15 protein-coding genes and 2 tRNA genes are annotated in these 14898 nt (G+C 69.6%); 8 read left to right on the top strand and 9 right to left on the bottom strand.

Annotated elements, in window-relative coordinates; all coding sequences use genetic code 11:
* Positions 1–8 precede the first annotated feature (8 nt).
* On the bottom strand, positions 9–464 hold the full coding sequence (locus tag NYP07_RS05150) for a GNAT family N-acetyltransferase (protein ID WP_268148129.1): 456 nt from the start codon (positions 462–464) through the stop codon (positions 9–11).
* A gap of 37 nt (positions 465–501) precedes the next feature.
* Positions 502–2043 carry a fumarate hydratase gene (locus NYP07_RS05145; RefSeq protein ID WP_268148127.1) on the bottom strand — a complete coding sequence of 514 codons (1542 nt, stop codon included), beginning with the start codon at positions 2041–2043 and terminating at the stop codon, positions 502–504.
* 87 nt (positions 2044–2130) lie between these two features.
* On the opposite strand from NYP07_RS05145, the gene fumC reads away from it, so the two are divergent.
* A complete protein-coding gene (fumC, locus tag NYP07_RS05140; RefSeq protein ID WP_268148125.1) occupies positions 2131–3516 on the top strand; it encodes a class II fumarate hydratase in 1386 nt (461 codons plus the stop codon).
* On the opposite strand, the gene NYP07_RS05135 is transcribed toward fumC, so the two are convergent.
* A complete protein-coding gene (locus tag NYP07_RS05135) occupies positions 3513–4106 on the bottom strand; it encodes a TIGR00645 family protein (RefSeq protein WP_268148123.1) in 594 nt (197 codons plus the stop codon). The two genes, fumC and NYP07_RS05135, sit on opposite strands and share 4 nt — an antisense overlap.
* A 121-nt stretch (positions 4107–4227) precedes the next feature.
* Between NYP07_RS05135 and acs the strand changes: the two genes are divergently transcribed.
* Positions 4228–6189, top strand: coding sequence for an acetate--CoA ligase (acs, locus tag NYP07_RS05130; protein ID WP_268148121.1), 1962 nt, complete (start codon positions 4228–4230; stop codon positions 6187–6189).
* Between the two features lie 135 nt (positions 6190–6324).
* On the opposite strand, the gene NYP07_RS05125 is transcribed toward acs, so the two are convergent.
* Positions 6325–6621: a c-type cytochrome gene (locus NYP07_RS05125; RefSeq protein ID WP_268148119.1), complete on the bottom strand. Its 297-nt coding sequence runs from the start codon at positions 6619–6621 to the stop codon at positions 6325–6327.
* Between the two features lie 60 nt (positions 6622–6681).
* Between NYP07_RS05125 and NYP07_RS05120 the strand changes: the two genes are divergently transcribed.
* The 6 genes from NYP07_RS05120 (at position 6682) to NYP07_RS05095 (ending at position 9901) form a co-directional block, all read left to right on the top strand.
* Positions 6682–6942, top strand: coding sequence for a TIGR04438 family Trp-rich protein (locus NYP07_RS05120; protein ID WP_268148117.1), 261 nt, complete (start codon positions 6682–6684; stop codon positions 6940–6942).
* 128 nt (positions 6943–7070) lie between these two features.
* Positions 7071–8048 carry a tetratricopeptide repeat protein gene (locus NYP07_RS05115; protein ID WP_268148115.1) on the top strand — a complete coding sequence of 326 codons (978 nt, stop codon included), beginning with the start codon at positions 7071–7073 and terminating at the stop codon, positions 8046–8048.
* Between the two features lie 72 nt (positions 8049–8120).
* Positions 8121–8927 (top strand): prolipoprotein diacylglyceryl transferase, encoded by an 807-nt coding sequence (gene lgt, locus NYP07_RS05110; protein WP_268148113.1) that lies wholly within the window; start codon positions 8121–8123, stop codon positions 8925–8927.
* Positions 8924–9652, top strand: a complete 729-nt coding sequence (dnaQ, locus tag NYP07_RS05105) for a DNA polymerase III subunit epsilon (RefSeq protein ID WP_268148111.1) — start codon at positions 8924–8926, stop codon at positions 9650–9652. The genes lgt and dnaQ overlap by 4 nt, the downstream gene beginning before the upstream one ends.
* Positions 9653–9711: 59 nt before the next feature.
* A tRNA-Val gene (locus NYP07_RS05100) sits at positions 9712–9786 on the top strand.
* 40 nt (positions 9787–9826) lie between these two features.
* Positions 9827–9901: transfer RNA gene (locus NYP07_RS05095), tRNA-Val, on the top strand.
* Positions 9902–9955: 54 nt separating this feature from the next.
* Here NYP07_RS05095 and NYP07_RS05090 read toward each other — a convergent pair.
* The 5 genes from NYP07_RS05090 to NYP07_RS05070 all read right to left on the bottom strand — a co-directional run bounded on the left by NYP07_RS05090 (position 9956) and on the right by NYP07_RS05070 (position 14894).
* Positions 9956–10534 (bottom strand): DUF4337 domain-containing protein, encoded by a 579-nt coding sequence (locus NYP07_RS05090; protein WP_268148109.1) that lies wholly within the window; start codon positions 10532–10534, stop codon positions 9956–9958.
* A 5-nt stretch (positions 10535–10539) separates the two neighbouring features.
* Positions 10540–11034 carry a dihydrofolate reductase gene (locus tag NYP07_RS05085; RefSeq protein WP_268148107.1) on the bottom strand — a complete coding sequence of 165 codons (495 nt, stop codon included), beginning with the start codon at positions 11032–11034 and terminating at the stop codon, positions 10540–10542.
* Positions 11031–11846 carry a thymidylate synthase gene (locus tag NYP07_RS05080; protein ID WP_268148105.1) on the bottom strand — a complete coding sequence of 272 codons (816 nt, stop codon included), beginning with the start codon at positions 11844–11846 and terminating at the stop codon, positions 11031–11033. Before NYP07_RS05080 ends, NYP07_RS05085 begins: the two co-directional genes overlap by 4 nt.
* A gap of 94 nt (positions 11847–11940) precedes the next feature.
* Entirely contained in the window at positions 11941–13740 is a 1800-nt protein-coding gene (locus tag NYP07_RS05075; RefSeq protein ID WP_268148103.1) for an ABC transporter transmembrane domain-containing protein, read from the bottom strand.
* The gene (locus NYP07_RS05070; RefSeq protein ID WP_268148101.1) at positions 13737–14894 is read right to left on the bottom strand and encodes a DegT/DnrJ/EryC1/StrS family aminotransferase; all 1158 of its coding nucleotides are present in this window, start codon (positions 14892–14894) and stop codon (positions 13737–13739) included. The genes NYP07_RS05075 and NYP07_RS05070 overlap by 4 nt, the downstream gene beginning before the upstream one ends.
* Positions 14895–14898: the final 4 nt, after the last annotated feature.

Genomic DNA, 14898 nt, shown 5'->3' with positions numbered 1-14898 from the left:
TCGTTTCCTCAGACGTCGTGGCCGTAGACGATGAAGCCGCGGTGCTCGGCCAGCTTGTCGTAGAGGGCGCGGCCGGCGGCGTTGGTCGTGTGGGTCTGCCAGTAGACCCGCTTCACGTCGGCCTCGCGGGCCGCGGCGTACACGCCCTCGATCAGCGCGCGGCCGACGCCGCGGCCGCGGGCCTCCGGAGCGGTGAACAGGTCCTGCAGATAGCAGGTCGGCTCGATGCGCGTCGTGCTGCGGTGGTAGAGGTAGTGCACGAGGCCGAGCAGCGCGCCGTGTTCATCCACGGCGACCAGGGCGTACACCGGTTCGGCGGCGTCGAAGAAGCGCGCCCAGGTCGTCTCGGTGACGGGGACGGGCAGGGCGGCCTCGCCGGCGCGGCCGTAGAAGGCGTTGTAGCCGTCCCAGAGCGGCTGCCAGGCGGCGCGGTCGGTGGGCTGGATAGCGCGGATGTGGATCATGTCGGGCGGTCGTTGTGGCCGCCCGATTGTGGCGGCGTCAGGCGACGGCGACCGGGATGCCGACGGCCTTGCCCGAGGCGATGCGCTGCTGCCAGTCCGCCGGGCCGGTGACGTGGGCGCTGGTGCCGCTGGCGTCCACGGCCACGGTGACCGGCATATCGGCCACGTCGAACTCGTAGATGGCTTCCATGCCCAGGTCGGCGAAGCCGACGACCTTGGCGCCCTTGATGGCCTTGCTGACGAGGTAGGCCGCGCCGCCCACCGCCATCAGGTAGGCGCTCCTGTGGTTCTTGATCGACTCGATGGCGACCGGGCCGCGCTCGGCCTTGCCGACCATCGCGATGAGGCCGGTCTTGGCCAGCATCATGTCGGTGAACTTGTCCATGCGCGTGGCCGTGGTGGGGCCGGCCGGGCCGACGACCTCGTCGCGCACCGGGTCCACGGGGCCGACGTAGTAGATGACGCGGTTGGTGAAGTCCACCGGCAGCGGTTCGCCCTTGGCCAGCATGTCCTGGATGCGCTTGTGGGCGGCATCGCGGCCGGTCAGCATCTTGCCGTTCAGCAGCAGCGTGTCGCCGGGCTTCCAGCTCGCGACCTCGGCCGGCGTCAGCGCGTTCAGGTCGATGCGCTTGCTCTTGTTGTAGTCGGGCGCCCAGTGCACGTCGGGCCAGAGGTCCAGGCTCGGCGCTTCGAGGAAGCTCGGGCCGCTGCCGTCCAGCACGAAGTGGGCGTGGCGCGTGGCCGCGCAGTTCGGGATCATCGCGATGGGCTTGCTGGCCGCGTGGGTCGGGAAGGTCTTGATCTTCACGTCCAGCACGGTGGTCAGGCCGCCCAGGCCCTGGGCGCCGATGCCGAGCGCATTGACCTTCTCGTAGAGCTCGATGCGCAGCTCTTCCAGCTTGTTCTGCGGGCCGCGCTGCAGCAGCTCGTACATGTCGATGTCTTCCATCAGCGCCTGCTTGGCCAGCAGGGCCGCCTTCTCGGCCGTGCCGCCGACGCCGATGCCCAGCATGCCCGGCGGGCACCAGCCGGCGCCCATGGTCGGCACGGTCTTCAGCACCCAGTCGACGATGTCGTCGCTGGGGTTGAGCATATAGACCTTGCTCTTGTTCTCCGAGCCACCGCCCTTGGCCGCGACGATGACGTCCACCGTGTTGCCGGGCACCACCTCCATCTGCACGACGGCAGGCGTGTTGTCCCTGGTGTTCTTGCGCGCAAAGATGGGGTCGTCCAGCACGCTCGCGCGCAGCTTGTTCTCGGGGTTGAGGTAGCCCTGGCGCACGCCTTCGTTGACGGCGTCCTCGATGCTGCCGGCGAAGCCTTCCCAGCGCACGTCCATGCCGATCTTCAGGAAGACGTTGACGATGCCGGTGTCCTGGCAGATCGGGCGACGGCCCTCGGCGCACATGCGGCTGTTGGTGAGGATCTGCGCGATGGCGTCCTTGGCCGCCGGCGAGGCCTCGCTCTCGTAGGCGCGGGCCAGGTGGGCGATGTAGTCGGCCGGGTGGTAGTACGAGATGTACTGCAGGGCGGCAGCAACGCTGTCGATGAGGTCTTGCTGGCGGATCGTGGCGGTCATGGCGGAGTCGGGTGAGGATGGACTGCGACCGGGATTATCCGGCGCCCTGCCCACAATCCGGCTTACAGCCTGCCAGGAGACCCTCGGATGAACACCCGCATCGAACGCGACACCTTCGGCCCCATCGAGGTGCCGGCCGACCGGCTGTGGGGCGCGCAGACGCAGCGCTCGCTGCAGAACTTCGACATCTCCGGCGAGCGCCAGGCGCCGGAGCTGATCCGGGCACTGGCCCAGGTCAAGCGCGCGTCGGCCGTCGTCAACCAGGCGCTGGGCCTGCAGGATGCGGCCAAGACCGAGGCCATCGTGAAGGCGGCCGACGAGGTCATCGCCGGCCGGCACGCCGGCGAGTTCCCGCTGGTGGTCTGGCAGACGGGCTCGGGCACGCAGACCAATATGAACGTCAACGAGGTGCTGGCCAACCGCGCCAGCGAGCTGCTGGGCGGCGTGCGCGGGGAGGGCCGCCTCGTGCATCCCAACGACGACGTCAACCGCAGCCAGAGCAGCAACGACGTCTTCCCGACCGCCATGCATGTCGCGGCCGTGCAGGCACTGACGCAGCGCCTGCTGCCGCCGCTGCGCGCGCTGCGGGCCACGCTGCAGGCCAAGGCCGAGGCCTTCGACGGCATCGTCAAGATCGGCCGCACCCATCTGCAGGACGCCACGCCGCTGACGCTGGGGCAGGAGGTCTCGGGCTGGGTCGCCCAACTGGCCCACGGCGAGCGCCATCTGCTGGCTGCGCTGCCGCATCTCCACGAACTGGCGCTGGGCGGCACGGCCGTCGGCACGGGGCTGAATGCGCCCCCGGGCTATGCCGAAGCGGTCGCGGCGGAGCTGGCGCGGCTGACGGGCCAGCCCTTCGTCACGGCGCCGAACAAGTTCGAGGCCATGGCCTCCTGCGATGCCCTGGTCCATGCCCACGGCGCGCTGAAGACGCTGGCCGCCAGCCTGAACAAGATTGCCAACGACGTGCGCTGGCTGGCCAGCGGCCCGCGCAGCGGCATCGGCGAGATCCGCATCCCGGAGAACGAGCCGGGCTCGTCCATCATGCCGGGCAAGGTCAACCCGACGCAGAGCGAGGCGGTGACGATGCTGGCCGCCCAGGTCATGGGCAACGACGTGGCCATCAACATCGGCGGCATGTCGGGCAATTTCGAGCTGAACGTGTTCCGGCCCATGGTCATCCACAACTTCCTGCAGAGCGTGCGCCTGCTGGCGGACGGCATGGCCAGCTTCGACAGGCACTGCGCCGTCGGCATCGCGCCCGACGAGGCACGCATCGCCGAACTGGTGGAGCGCTCGCTGATGCTGGTGACGGCGCTCAACACCCATATCGGCTACGACAAGGCGGCCCAGATCGCGAAGAAGGCGCACCAGGACGGCAGCAGCCTGCGCGAGGCCGCGCTGGCGCTGGGGCACGTGACGGCCGAGCAGTTCGACGCCTGGGTCGTGCCGGGGCAGATGGTCGGGCGTTAGTGGTCTGCGCCGTCTTGGTGGACCGGCTTCGGCAGCAGCCGGTCCGTCGCGGCGATGGCCATGGCCGACAGCAGGAAGGCGACGTGGATGATGGTCTGCCACATCAGCTGCTTTTCCTCGTAGGCGCCGGCGTTGATGAAGGTCTTGAGCAGATGGATGGAGCTGATGCCGATGATGGCCGTGGCGAGCTTGACCTTGAGCACCGACGCGTTCACATGGCTCAGCCACTCGGGCTGGTCGGGGTGGCTCTCCAGGTTCATGCGCGACACGAAGGTCTCGTAGCCGCCGACGATGACCATGATGAGCAGGTTGGAGATCATCACGACGTCGATGAGGCCCAGCACGACCAGCATCAGCAGCGTCTCGGTCAGCCGGCCGGGCACCGCGCCGTTCGCGCCGACGCTGCCGGCCAGCAGCTCCAGCGCATGCTCGTTGCCGAAGGCGGCCTCGATCAGGTGCACCAGTTCGGTCCAGAACTGCCACACATAGATGGCCTGGGCCGCGATGAGGCCGACGTAGAGAGGCAGCTGCAGCCAGCGGCTGGCGAAGATCAGGCGGGGCAGGGGGCGCAACTGAGGGGCGGGGCGCATGGTCTTGGGGGCCGGGCAACAATGGCGCGCGATTCTAGGTGGCGTGACGGTTGTCACGTCGTCAGGGCATCGTCAGTCGCCCCACGCACAGTCCGCGCCAGCCACTTCCAGGAGACAGACCATGAGCACGCTGAATACCTATCCTCCCGGTGCCGACTGGGTCGCCAACGCCCACGTCAGGGGCGAGGCCGGCTATGCGGCGCTGGTGGCCGAGGCCGAAAGGGACTACGCCGGCTACTGGGCCCGCCTGGCCCGCGAGCTGCTGAGCTGGCAGACGCCGTTCACGAAGACGCTGGACGAGAGCCATGCGCCCTTCTTCAAGTGGTTCGAGGACGGCCGGCTGAACGTCTCCTACAACTGCCTGGACCGCCACGTCGAGGCCGGCAAGGGCGCCAAGACGGCGCTGATCTTCGAGGCCGACGACGGCAGCGTCACCCACGTGAGCTATGCGGAGCTGCTGGCCAGGACCAGCCAGCTGGCCAATGCACTGAAGGCCCGCGGCATCCAGAAGGGCGACCGCGTCGTCATCTACATGCCGATGTCGGTCGAGGGCGTCGTCGCGATGCAGGCCTGCGCGCGCATCGGCGCGACCCACTCGGTCGTGTTCGGCGGCTTCTCGGCGCAATCGCTGCGCGACCGCATTCAGGACGCCGGCGCGGTGGCGCTGATCTGTGCCGACGAGCAGATGCGCGGCGGCAAGTCCCTGCCGCTGAAGGCCATCGTCGACGAGGCGCTGGAGGGCGGCGCCTGCCCCACGCTGCGCGACGTCATCGTCTACCGGCGCAGCGGCGGCAGGATCGGCTGGGTCGAGGGCCGCGACATGTGGCTGCACGACCTGATGAATGCCGAGTCCACGACCTGCGCGCCCGAGTGGGTCGAGGCCGAGCACCCGCTGTTCCTGCTCTACACCTCGGGCTCCACCGGCAAGCCAAAGGGCGTGCAGCACAGCAGCGGCGGCTATCTGCTGCATGCGGCCCTGACGACGAAGTGGACCTTCGACCTGAAGGACGACGACGTCTTCTGGTGCACGGCCGACATCGGCTGGGTCACCGGCCACAGCTACATCACCTACGGCCCGCTGGCCCTGGGCGGCACCGAGATCGTCTTCGAGGGTGTGCCCACCTTCCCGGACGCCGGCCGCTTCTGGCAGATGATCCAGAAGCACAGGGTCAGCATCTTCTACACGGCGCCCACGGCCATCCGCTCGCTGATCAAGGCGGCCGAGACCAATGAGGCCGTGCACCCGAAGAACTACGACCTGTCGTCGCTGCGCCTGCTGGGCTCGGTGGGCGAGCCCATCAACCCGGCCGCCTGGGAGTGGTACCACGAGCATGTCGGCGGCCGTCGCTGCCCCATCGTCGACACCTTCTGGCAGACCGAGACCGGCGGCCACATGATCACGCCGCTGCCCGGCGTGACGACGCTGGTGCCGGGCTCCTGCACGCTGCCCTTCCCCGGCATCACCGCGGCCATCGTCGACGAGATGGGCAACGACGTGCCCAACGGCCAGGGCGGCATCCTGGTCGTCAAGAAGCCCTGGCCGGCCATGATCCGCACGATCTGGGGCGACCCCGAGCGCTTCAGGAAGAGCTACTACCCGCCCGAGCTCAAGGGCTACTACCTGGCCGGCGACGGCGCGATCCGCGACGAGAAGACCGGCTATTTCACGATCACCGGCCGCATCGACGACGTGCTCAACGTGTCCGGCCACCGCATGGGCACGATGGAGATCGAGTCGGCCCTGGTCAGCTGCACCGAGCTGGTGGCCGAGGCGGCCGTTGTGGGCCGCCCGGACGACACGACCGGCGAGGCCATCTGCGCCTTCGTCGTGCTGAAGCGCCCGCGCCCCAGCGGCGACGAGGCCAAGGCCATCGCCAAGCAGCTGCGCGACCACGTCGCCAAGGAGATCGGCCCGATCGCCAAGCCCAAGGACATCCGCTTCGGCGACAACCTGCCCAAGACCCGCTCCGGCAAGATCATGCGCCGCCTGCTGCGCTCGGTGGCCAAGGGCGAGAGCGTCACGCAGGACACCTCCACGCTGGAAAATCCCGCGATCCTTGAGCAACTGGGTCAGGCTTACTGACCTCCCGCGCTCTCCCGCAAACGCAAAGGCCCGCATTCGCGGGCCTTTGTACTTCCAGCGACTGCCGCGGAACCGGCTTTGGCTTCGCCGAAGCGCCAGCGCTTTGCCGGGCCGCAGGTTCGCTGCGGCAGGGGCTTACTTGATGGTCAAGACCCACTTGGCCAGCGTCTCGGCCTCGGCCGCGCTGACCTGCGGGTTGGCGGGCATGGGCACGGGGCCCCAGACGCCGGAGCCGCCCTTCTGGATCTTCTCGGCCAGCTTCTTGTAGGCATCCTTGTCCTTGGCGTATTTGGCGGCCACGTCCTTGTAGGCGGGGCCGACGAGCTTGGTCTCCAGCGCATGGCAGGCCAGGCAGTTTTTCGCCTTGGCCAGATCCTGGCTGGCGAAGGCGGCGGGAGCGACGAGGGCGAGACTGAGGATCAGGACTTTCACGGGGAACCTTTCCGGACGTTGGACTACAGTGGTTGCAAAGATAACTGAAGGAGATGCCGCATGGCATTCGTGTTGATCGGCGTGCTCTTCATTGTGCTGCGTCTGGGCGGCTGGGTGCAGTTTCACAGCGATGATTTCTGGGCGTGGGTGATCGTACTGTCGCCATTCGCGCTGGCCCTGGCCTGGTGGGCCTGGGCGGATGCGACGGGTTTGACGCAGCGCAAAGCAATGGATTCTTTGAACGCCAGGAAGGCCGCCCGCCGCGAGCAGCAGATGGAGGCCCTCGGGCAGTTCAAGCCGGGCGCGAAGAAGAAGCGCTGAGCGCTCGACGCGGCCCGGCGTCACTGCGCCGAGTGCCGAGGCGCCGTGCCTGAAGTCACATCGAGAAAACCCGGGCATCGCCAGGTCCTGGCCGCGCGTTCAATGTGCGTCACCCAGGAGAGCCGTGCATGACCCTTCGCCTCGTTCCCCTCGCGCTGGCCTTGCTGGCCGGCGTCGCGTCCGCCGATGTCCTCAAGGATCCGCAATGGCAGGCCTGGCTGGATGCCGGCAAGTCCGCCGAGCTGGCCCGCGCGGCCCAGGCCCGCGTCAAGGCCCAGCCCGACGATGACCAGGCCGCCATCGCGCTGGGCCTGGCCGCCGCCGACGACAACGACGCCGAGCGCCTGGAGGCCAGCCTGCCGGCGCTGCAGGCCTGCGCCGACAGGCGTGCGTCCTGCGCCTATGCGCTGGGCCGCGTCTACGGCCAGCAGGCCATGACGGCCAGCGTCTTCAGGATGCCCGGCCTGGCGGCCAAGACCAAGGCCCAGTTCGTCAAGGCCGTGGAGCTGGACCCGCTGCTGTTCGAGGCGCGCAGCGGCCTGACGCAGTTCTATCTGATGGCCCCCGGCTTCGCCGGCGGCAGCACCACCAAGGCCAGGGAACTGGCCGACCAGGCCCAGCCCCGCCAGCCCGAGCATGCCAAGCTGCTGCGCTCGCTGCTGGCGATGAACGACAAGGACTGGACCGGCGCCGAGCGCGAGCTGGCGAGCGTGAAGCCGGGCGACGACCACACCGTGGCGCGCGAGCTGCGCGGCAACTGGTCGCGGCTGGGCTTCGAGTTCATGGAGCAGAAGAACCTGCCCAAGGCGCGCGGCATCTTCGAGGCCTTGCAGCGCGACTACCCCGGCCAGGCCGCCGGCTTCTACGGCCTGGGCCGCGTGCAGACCGCGATGGGCCAGGCCGACGAGGCCGTCAAGTCGCTGGAGCGCGCCCGCGCGCTGGAGGGCGCCGAGCGCCTGCCCATCGACCACCGCCTCGGCGAGGCGCTGCTGGCCAAGGGCGACAAGGCCGGCGCGAAGGCGGCACTGGAGCGCTTCGTGCAGAACAGGCGCGCCAACCCGCGCAACGTCGAGGACGCGAAGAAGCTGCTGGCCGGGCTGGCCTGAGCGGGGCGGCCCAAGGGCGCAGGGCAGGGCGCTGGCTATGATGCCGGCCGCTTCCTGCTTCCCGGATTGAGCATGCTGGTTCACCCCCAGTTCGACCCCATCGCCATCCGCATCGGCCCGCTGGCCGTGCACTGGTACGGCATCACCTACCTCGTCGCCTTCGGCCTCTTCCTGTGGCTGGCCAGCCGCCGTGCGCGCATGCCGCAGCACGCCGCCGTGGGCTGGACCAGGCAGGACGTGGACGACGTGCTCTTCTACGGCGTGCTCGGCGTCGTGCTGGGCGGGCGGCTGGGCTACTGCCTGTTCTACAAGCCCGACTACTACGTCGACCATCTGCTGGAGGTGTTCGCGGTCTGGAAGGGCGGCATGTCCTTCCACGGCGGGCTGCTGGGCGTGCTGATCGGCCTGTGGTGGTTCGGCCGGCGCCGCGGCCGCGGCTTCTTCGAGGTGGCCGACCTGATCGCCCCCTGCGTGCCCACGGGCCTGGCGGCCGGGCGCATGGGCAACTTCATCAACGGCGAGCTGTGGGGCCGGCCCGCGCCGGCCGACCTGCCCTGGGCCATGGTGTTCCCGCAGGCCAACGACGGCATCGCGCGCCACCCGTCGCAGATCTACCAGTTCCTCGGCGAGGGCGTGCTGCTCTTCGTGCTGCTGTGGGCCTATGCGCGCAAGCCGCGCGCGACCGGGCAGATCTCGGGCGTGTTCCTGACGGGCTATGGCGTGCTGCGCTTCGTGGCCGAATACTTCCGCGAGCCCGACGACTTCCTCGGCCTGCGCGCGCTGAACTGGAGCCAGGGCCAGTGGCTGTCGCTGCCGATGATCGTCGCCGGCATCGCCATCTTTGTGTGGGCCACGCGGCGCAACGAGAGGCCGGCATGAGGCAGGTCTTCTTCGACACGGAAACCACCGGCCTGGAGGCCGACAAGGGCGACCGCATCATCGAGATCGGCTGCGTCGAGATGGTCGATCGGCAGCTGACCGGCAACAACCTGCATCTCTACATCAACCCCGAGCGCGCCAGCCACGAGGACGCGCTGCGGGTGCATGGCTTGACCGAGGCCTTCCTGTCGGACAAGCCCAAGTTCGCCGAGATCGTCGACCCGCTGCTGGCCTTCCTGGCCGGTGCCGAGCTCGTCATCCACAACGCGCCCTTCGACATCGGCTTCGTCAACGCCGAGCTGCGCCGCCTCAAGCGTGGCGTGCTGACCGACCATGTCGGCGGCGTGCGCGACACGCTGCTGATGGCGCGCGACCTCTTCCCCGGCAAGGCCAACTCGCTGGACGCGCTGTGCCGCCGCCTCGAGGTCGACAACACCAAGCGTGTGCTGCACGGCGCGCTGCTGGACGCCGAACTGCTGGCCGACGTCTACATCCGCCTGACGCGCGGCCAGGACGCGCTGTTGATGGACGACCACGGCGACGCCGGCGGCGGCGATGGGCATGCGGCCTTCGAGGCCGTGGACCTGAGCCGTTTCGAGCTGCCGGTGCTGCGCGCCGACGCGACCGAGGCCGAGGCCCACGCCAGGCTGCTCGCCGACCTCGACAAGGCCGCCGGCGGCGCCTGCAAGTGGCGCGCGCTGGAGCCTGCTCAACCCGTGGCATAATCGTTGGCTTCCCGGAAGCGCGGGCATCCTGATGCCGGCGCCAAGCCCAGCGGTTTTCAGGGCGGTTAGCTCAGCGGTAGAGCACTGCCTTCACACGGCAGGGGTCGCAGGTTCGAACCCTGCACCGCCCACCACCCCTTCAAGGGTGACCTGAAAACGCGGCGCCAACATTCCGGGCGGTTAGCTCAGCGGTAGAGCACTGCCTTCACACGGCAGGGGTCGCAGGTTCGAACCCTGCACCGCCCACCAAGAAACAACCCCCTCGGCCTTGCGGCGAGGGGGTTTTGTTTTGAGGGCCGCGGGTCAGAGATGGAGCCAGGCCGCCCCGCCCAGCACGACGCCGATGCCGCCGACGACCACGGTGGCGCCTTCCATCCAGCGCTTGCGGGTCAGCAGCGCGATGGCGGCCAGCGCGATCGACACCTGCAGCGCCGTCGTCGCCTGCGCCCAGCGGTGATGCGTGTGCATCTGCGCCTCGCTCTGCTCGTCAAAGTGTCTGGACTGTTCTTCCAGCTTCTCGGCCGCGGCCTTGATGTCGGCCTTTTCCTTCTCGTAGCGGGCCGCCTTGTCGCGGTACTTGGCCTTCTGCTCCTCGCCGGGCGCCAGCTCGGAGGCCAGCTCGGCCAGGGCCTGCTTGCTGCTCTTGGACTGGTAGTAGTTCCACTGGTCGCCGGCCTCGGTCTTCTTGATGGCCGCGTCGTTCTTCAGGATGCCCGCATTGGCCTGCGTGGCGCCGCCCATGTAGGAGAAGAAGGCGCCCACCGTGGCGAGAATGGCGGTGATGACGGCCAGCTGGCCGGCGAAGCCCCTGGGCTCGTGCTGGGCCGCGTGTTCCAGCTCGTGGTCGTGCGGGCCGTGGACGTGAAAGCCATTTTCGGACATGGTGATTACTCCTTGCGTAGATAGTCGACGAAGTCGAAGCGCAGGCCGTTCGCGCTCCGGTGCGCTTCGCGCCGGGCTTCGATGAATTGATCGCGCGGCCAGGCCGGGAAATGCCGGTCCGCATCCGGAAAGTCGACATCCACCTCGGTCAGCGCCAGCTTATCGACATGCGGCAAGGCCAGCGCGTAGATCTCGCTGCCGCCGATGACGCAGGTCTCAGGTTCGGCGGCGCAGGCGGCCAGCGCGGCGTGCAGGCTTGCGAACACCTCGGCACCCGGCAGCGTGTTCACGCTGCGGCTGACGACCAGGTTGCGCCGCCCCGGCAGCGGGCGGAACTTGGCCGGCAGCGAATCCCAGGTGCGCCGTCCCATGACGACGGGCTTGGCCGTGGTCAGCGCCTTGAAGCGAGCCATGTCTTCGGGCAGATGCCAGAGCAGCGCGTTGTCGCGCCCGATGGCGCCGTCGCGGGCGACGATCGCCACCAGTGTGATGCGCGTCATACCGCCACCGGCGCCTTGATCGCCGGATGCGGGTCGTAGCCGCTCAGATCGAAGTCCTCGAACTCGTAGTCGAAGATGCTGGCCGGCCGGTGCTTGATCGTCATCGTCGGGTAGGGCCTCGGCTCGCGTGCGAGCTGGGTCTGCACCTGCTCGACATGGTTGTCGTAGATGTGGCAGTCGCCGCCGGTCCAGATGAAGTCGCCGAGCTGCAGCTCGCATTGCTGGGCCAGCATCATCGTCAGCAGCGCGTAGGAGGCGATGTTGAAGGGCACGCCGAGGAAGATGTCGGCACTGCGCTGGTAGAGCTGGCAGCTTAAGCGGCCGTCGGCCACGTAGAACTGGAAGAAGGCGTGGCAGGGCATCAGCGCCATCTTCGGCAGGTCGGCCACGTTCCAGGCGCTGACGATGATGCGGCGGCTGTCGGGGTTGGCCTTGAGCGTCTTCACGACGTCGGCGATCTGGTCGATGTGGCCGCCGCCGGGCGTGGGCCAGGAGCGCCACTGCACGCCGTAGACGGGGCCGAGGTCGCCGTCCTCGCGCGCCCACTCGTCCCAGATCGTCACGCCGCGCTCCTGCAGCCACTTGACGTTGCCGTCGCCGCGCAGGAACCACAGCAGCTCCAGCACGATGGACTTCAGGTGCACCTTCTTGGTCGTGACCAGCGGGAAGCCGGCGGCCAGGTCGAAGCGCATCTGGTGGCCGAACACGCTGCGCGTGCCGGTGCCGGTGCGGTCGCTCTTGCGCACGCCATGCTCGAACACATGGCGCATGAAGTCTTCGTACTGCTGCGGAGGGCGGGGCGGGCTGCTCATGTGCCCATTGTCTCCGCTACGGCGCGAGCAGCTGCAGCACGCGCCGCATGACGGGCGCAAGCGCCGCCGCCTGCCGTGCCACCCGTGGCTGCGTTCAGCCCTGGTCGAGTGCCTCCAACCCAAACTGCATCGCCGCCAACTTCGCATACAGCCCACCGCGCGCGATCAGCTCGTCGTGGCGGCCGATGTCGACGATGCGCCCCGCGTCCAGCACGACGATGCGGTCGGCCTTCTGGATCGTCGCCAGCCGGTGCGCGATGACCAGCGTCGTGCGGTGCTGCATGGCGGCTTCCAATGCCGCCTGAACAACGCGTTCGCTTTCGGCATCGAGGGCACTCGTCGCCTCATCCAAAAGCAGCAGCGGCGGGTTCTTCAGCATCGCGCGGGCGATGCTGATGCGCTGGCGCTGGCCGCCGGACAGGCGCACGCCGCGCTCGCCCAGGAAGCTCTGGTAGCCCTCGGGCAGCGCGCGGATGAAGTCGTCGGCAAAGGCCGCCTTGGCGGCGGCCATGACCTCTTCGTCGCTGGCGCTGGGCCGGCCGTAGCGGATGTTCTCTATCGCCGTGGTCGAGAAGATGACGCTGTCCTGCGGCACGAGGCCGACGCTGGCGCGCAGGTCGGCCAGGCTGAGCTCGCGCGTCGGCACGCCGTTGAGGCGGATGGTGCCGCCCTGCGGGTCGTAGAAGCGCAGCAGCAGCTGGAAGACCGTCGTCTTGCCGGCGCCGCTGGGGCCGACGAGGGCGACAGTCTCGCCGGGCTGCACGGCCAGCGACAGGCCGTCCAGCGCGGCCGTCTGCGGGCGCGAGGGGTAGTGGAACTGGATCGCGTCGAACTCGACGCGGCTGCCGCCGCTGGCGGGCGTCAGCGGGCGCGGGGCGGGCGGGTCGGCCACGGGGGAGCGGGCCTCAATCAGCTCGACGAGGCGCTCCGTCGCGCCGGCCGCGCGCAGCACGTCGCCCCAGACCTCGGCTAGCACGGCCACCGAGCTGACGAGCAGCGTCACATAGACCACCGTCTGCCCGAGGTGGCCGGCCGTGATGCGGCCGGCGATGACGGCCTGGGTGCCCTGGTAGAGGCCCCAGAGCATCGCGCCGAAGACGGCCGTGATGATGAAGGCCACCATGAAGCTGCGCACCTTGGTGCGCTTGCGCGCGGTGTCGAAGGCGGCCTCGCTGGCGGCGTCGAAGCGCCGGCTCTCGGCGGCCTCCTGCGTGTAGCTCTGCACGACGGTGACCGCGTTCAGCACCTCGGCGGCGATGGCCGAGGTGTCGGCCACGCGGTCCTGGCTGGCGCGCGACAGCTTGCGCACGCGGCGGCCGAAGTACAGCGCCGGCGCGACGATGAGCAGCAGGATGCCCAGCACCTGGCCCATCACATAGGGGTTGGTGACGACCAGCATGAGCAGCGCGCCGATGCCCATGACGGTGTTGCGCAGGCCCATGGAGAGGCTGGAACCGACGACCGTCTGCACGACGGTGGTGTCCGTCGTGATGCGCGACAGCACCTCGCCGGTCTGCGTGGTCTCGAAGAACTCGGGGCTCTGGCGCAGCACATGGCGGTAGACGGCGTTGCGCAGGTCGGCCGTCACGCGCTCGCCCAGCCAGGTGACCATGTAGAAGCGCGAGGCCGAGAACACGCCCAGCGCCGCGCCCACGGCGAACATCGCGAGGAAGTGCTCGCGCAGGGCCATCAGCCGCTCGCCCGGGCTGCTGGCGCCGAAGCCGGCGTCGATGAGGCCGCGCAGCGCGATGGGGAAGGCGAGGGTCGCCAGCGCGGCCAGCACCAGCAGCAGCAGGGCCAGCGCGATGCGGCCGCGGTAGGGGCGCAGGAAGGGCGCGAGGCCGCTGAGCGAGCGGGCCTGCTTGGAGGCGGGGCGTTCGGTGGTGGAACTCATTGAGGAAGTTTGGCGAGGGTGTGTGTCAGCACGTCGCAGGTGCGGGCGAGCATGGCTTCGGTCAAGTCTTGGTGGCAGAGCAGCTGCAGCAGTTGGTGGCGCCAGAGCGCGCCGTGGTCGTCGGGGAAGTGCGGCACGCCGGGCCAGGCGCGGTCCCAGCGGAACACGGCGCAGCCGGCGGCGCGCAGCGCGGCGTAGGCGTGTTCCGCGGTCTCGGGCTCGTCCACCCACAACGGCATCACATAGGGCGCGGCCTGGGCGGGCAGGGGGCCCCACAGCGGCCGGGCGCCGCGCAGCCGCTGCGTCAGCCGGTACAGGGTGTCGTAGTGGGCGCGGCGGCGCTCGACGATGCGTGCGCGCGGCAGGCCGAGCAGGCGGCGCGTCAGCGCGGGGGGCGCGTCCTCGCTGCGGGCGAGGTCGCAGTCGGCCATCATCGCGGCCTCGTCCATGTCTTGCGGCAGGCCGCCGGCGCCGGGCGCGCGCGGCGGGCCGTTCTTCAGGCGGAACAGCGCGCGCAGGCCGGTGTTCAGCCCGGTCAGCCGATCCTGTTCGGCGGCGCGCTCCAGCAGGTCCACCCAGGCCTTGATCTGCGGCTTGGCGCCGGCCGGCCGCAGGGCTTGCGCGGGCAGGGGCGCGGCGCTGCACAGCAGGCCGCCCTCGGCCACCGGGAAGAACTTGGACAGGCTGGCCGTGGCCAGGTCGCCCCAGCGGCCCACGGCGCGTTCGCCGGCCTGGCCGAAGAAGCTGTGCGCGCAGTCCTCCACCAGCGCGATGCCGCGCGCATCGCACCAGGCCCGCACGGCCGCCAGCGAGCGCGGCAGGCCGAAGAGCTGGGCGACGACGATGGCCTTGGTGCCCGGCGCAGGCGTGATGGCGTCCAGAGCCGGCAGGCCGTCCGGCCCCAGCGGGTAGAGCTGGACCCCGGCGCCGGCCAGGCGCAGCGGCGCGACCAGGGTGGGGCAGTGGTAGCTCGGCGCCAGCACCGTGTCGCCGGGCCGCACGCCCAGGGCCTTCATCGCGGCGAACAGGGCCGCGCGCCCGCTGGTCAGCAGCCGCGTATGGGCCAGGTCGTCGACGGCGGGCAGGCCGGCGGCGCGCTCGCCTTGGAGGTTGTCCCAGCCGAAGGTCGGGCGCGTGGGTTGGCGTGGTGTCATCGGG

The organism is Pelomonas aquatica, assembly GCF_026712205.1.
Taxonomy (GTDB): Bacteria; Pseudomonadota; Gammaproteobacteria; order Burkholderiales; family Burkholderiaceae_C; genus Pelomonas; species Pelomonas aquatica.
The sequence above is the reverse complement of the archived record's forward strand: the minus strand, read 5'-3'. Positions and strand labels throughout refer to the sequence as shown.

Excerpts from the sequence above, each read along its gene's own strand:
- NYP07_RS05085 (WP_268148107.1), bottom strand. The coding sequence starts at position 11,034 with ATGACGCGCATCACACTGGTGGCGATCGTCGCCCGCGACGGCGCCATC.
- NYP07_RS05075 (WP_268148103.1), bottom strand. The coding sequence starts at position 13,740 with ATGAGTTCCACCACCGAACGCCCCGCCTCCAAGCAGGCCCGCTCGCTC.
- NYP07_RS05115 (WP_268148115.1), top strand. The coding sequence starts at position 7,071 with ATGACCCTTCGCCTCGTTCCCCTCGCGCTGGCCTTGCTGGCCGGCGTC.
- NYP07_RS05090 (WP_268148109.1), bottom strand. The coding sequence starts at position 10,534 with ATGTCCGAAAATGGCTTTCACGTCCACGGCCCGCACGACCACGAGCTG.
- lgt (WP_268148113.1), top strand. The coding sequence starts at position 8,121 with ATGCTGGTTCACCCCCAGTTCGACCCCATCGCCATCCGCATCGGCCCG.
- NYP07_RS05070 (WP_268148101.1), bottom strand. The coding sequence starts at position 14,894 with ATGACACCACGCCAACCCACGCGCCCGACCTTCGGCTGGGACAACCTC.
- acs (WP_268148121.1), top strand. The coding sequence starts at position 4,228 with ATGAGCACGCTGAATACCTATCCTCCCGGTGCCGACTGGGTCGCCAAC.
- fumC (WP_268148125.1), top strand. The coding sequence starts at position 2,131 with ATGAACACCCGCATCGAACGCGACACCTTCGGCCCCATCGAGGTGCCG.
- NYP07_RS05135 (WP_268148123.1), bottom strand. The coding sequence starts at position 4,106 with ATGCGCCCCGCCCCTCAGTTGCGCCCCCTGCCCCGCCTGATCTTCGCC.
- NYP07_RS05150 (WP_268148129.1), bottom strand. The coding sequence starts at position 464 with ATGATCCACATCCGCGCTATCCAGCCCACCGACCGCGCCGCCTGGCAG.
- NYP07_RS05080 (WP_268148105.1), bottom strand. The coding sequence starts at position 11,846 with ATGAGCAGCCCGCCCCGCCCTCCGCAGCAGTACGAAGACTTCATGCGC.
- dnaQ (WP_268148111.1), top strand. The coding sequence starts at position 8,924 with ATGAGGCAGGTCTTCTTCGACACGGAAACCACCGGCCTGGAGGCCGAC.
- NYP07_RS05145 (WP_268148127.1), bottom strand. The coding sequence starts at position 2,043 with ATGACCGCCACGATCCGCCAGCAAGACCTCATCGACAGCGTTGCTGCC.
- NYP07_RS05120 (WP_268148117.1), top strand. The coding sequence starts at position 6,682 with ATGGCATTCGTGTTGATCGGCGTGCTCTTCATTGTGCTGCGTCTGGGC.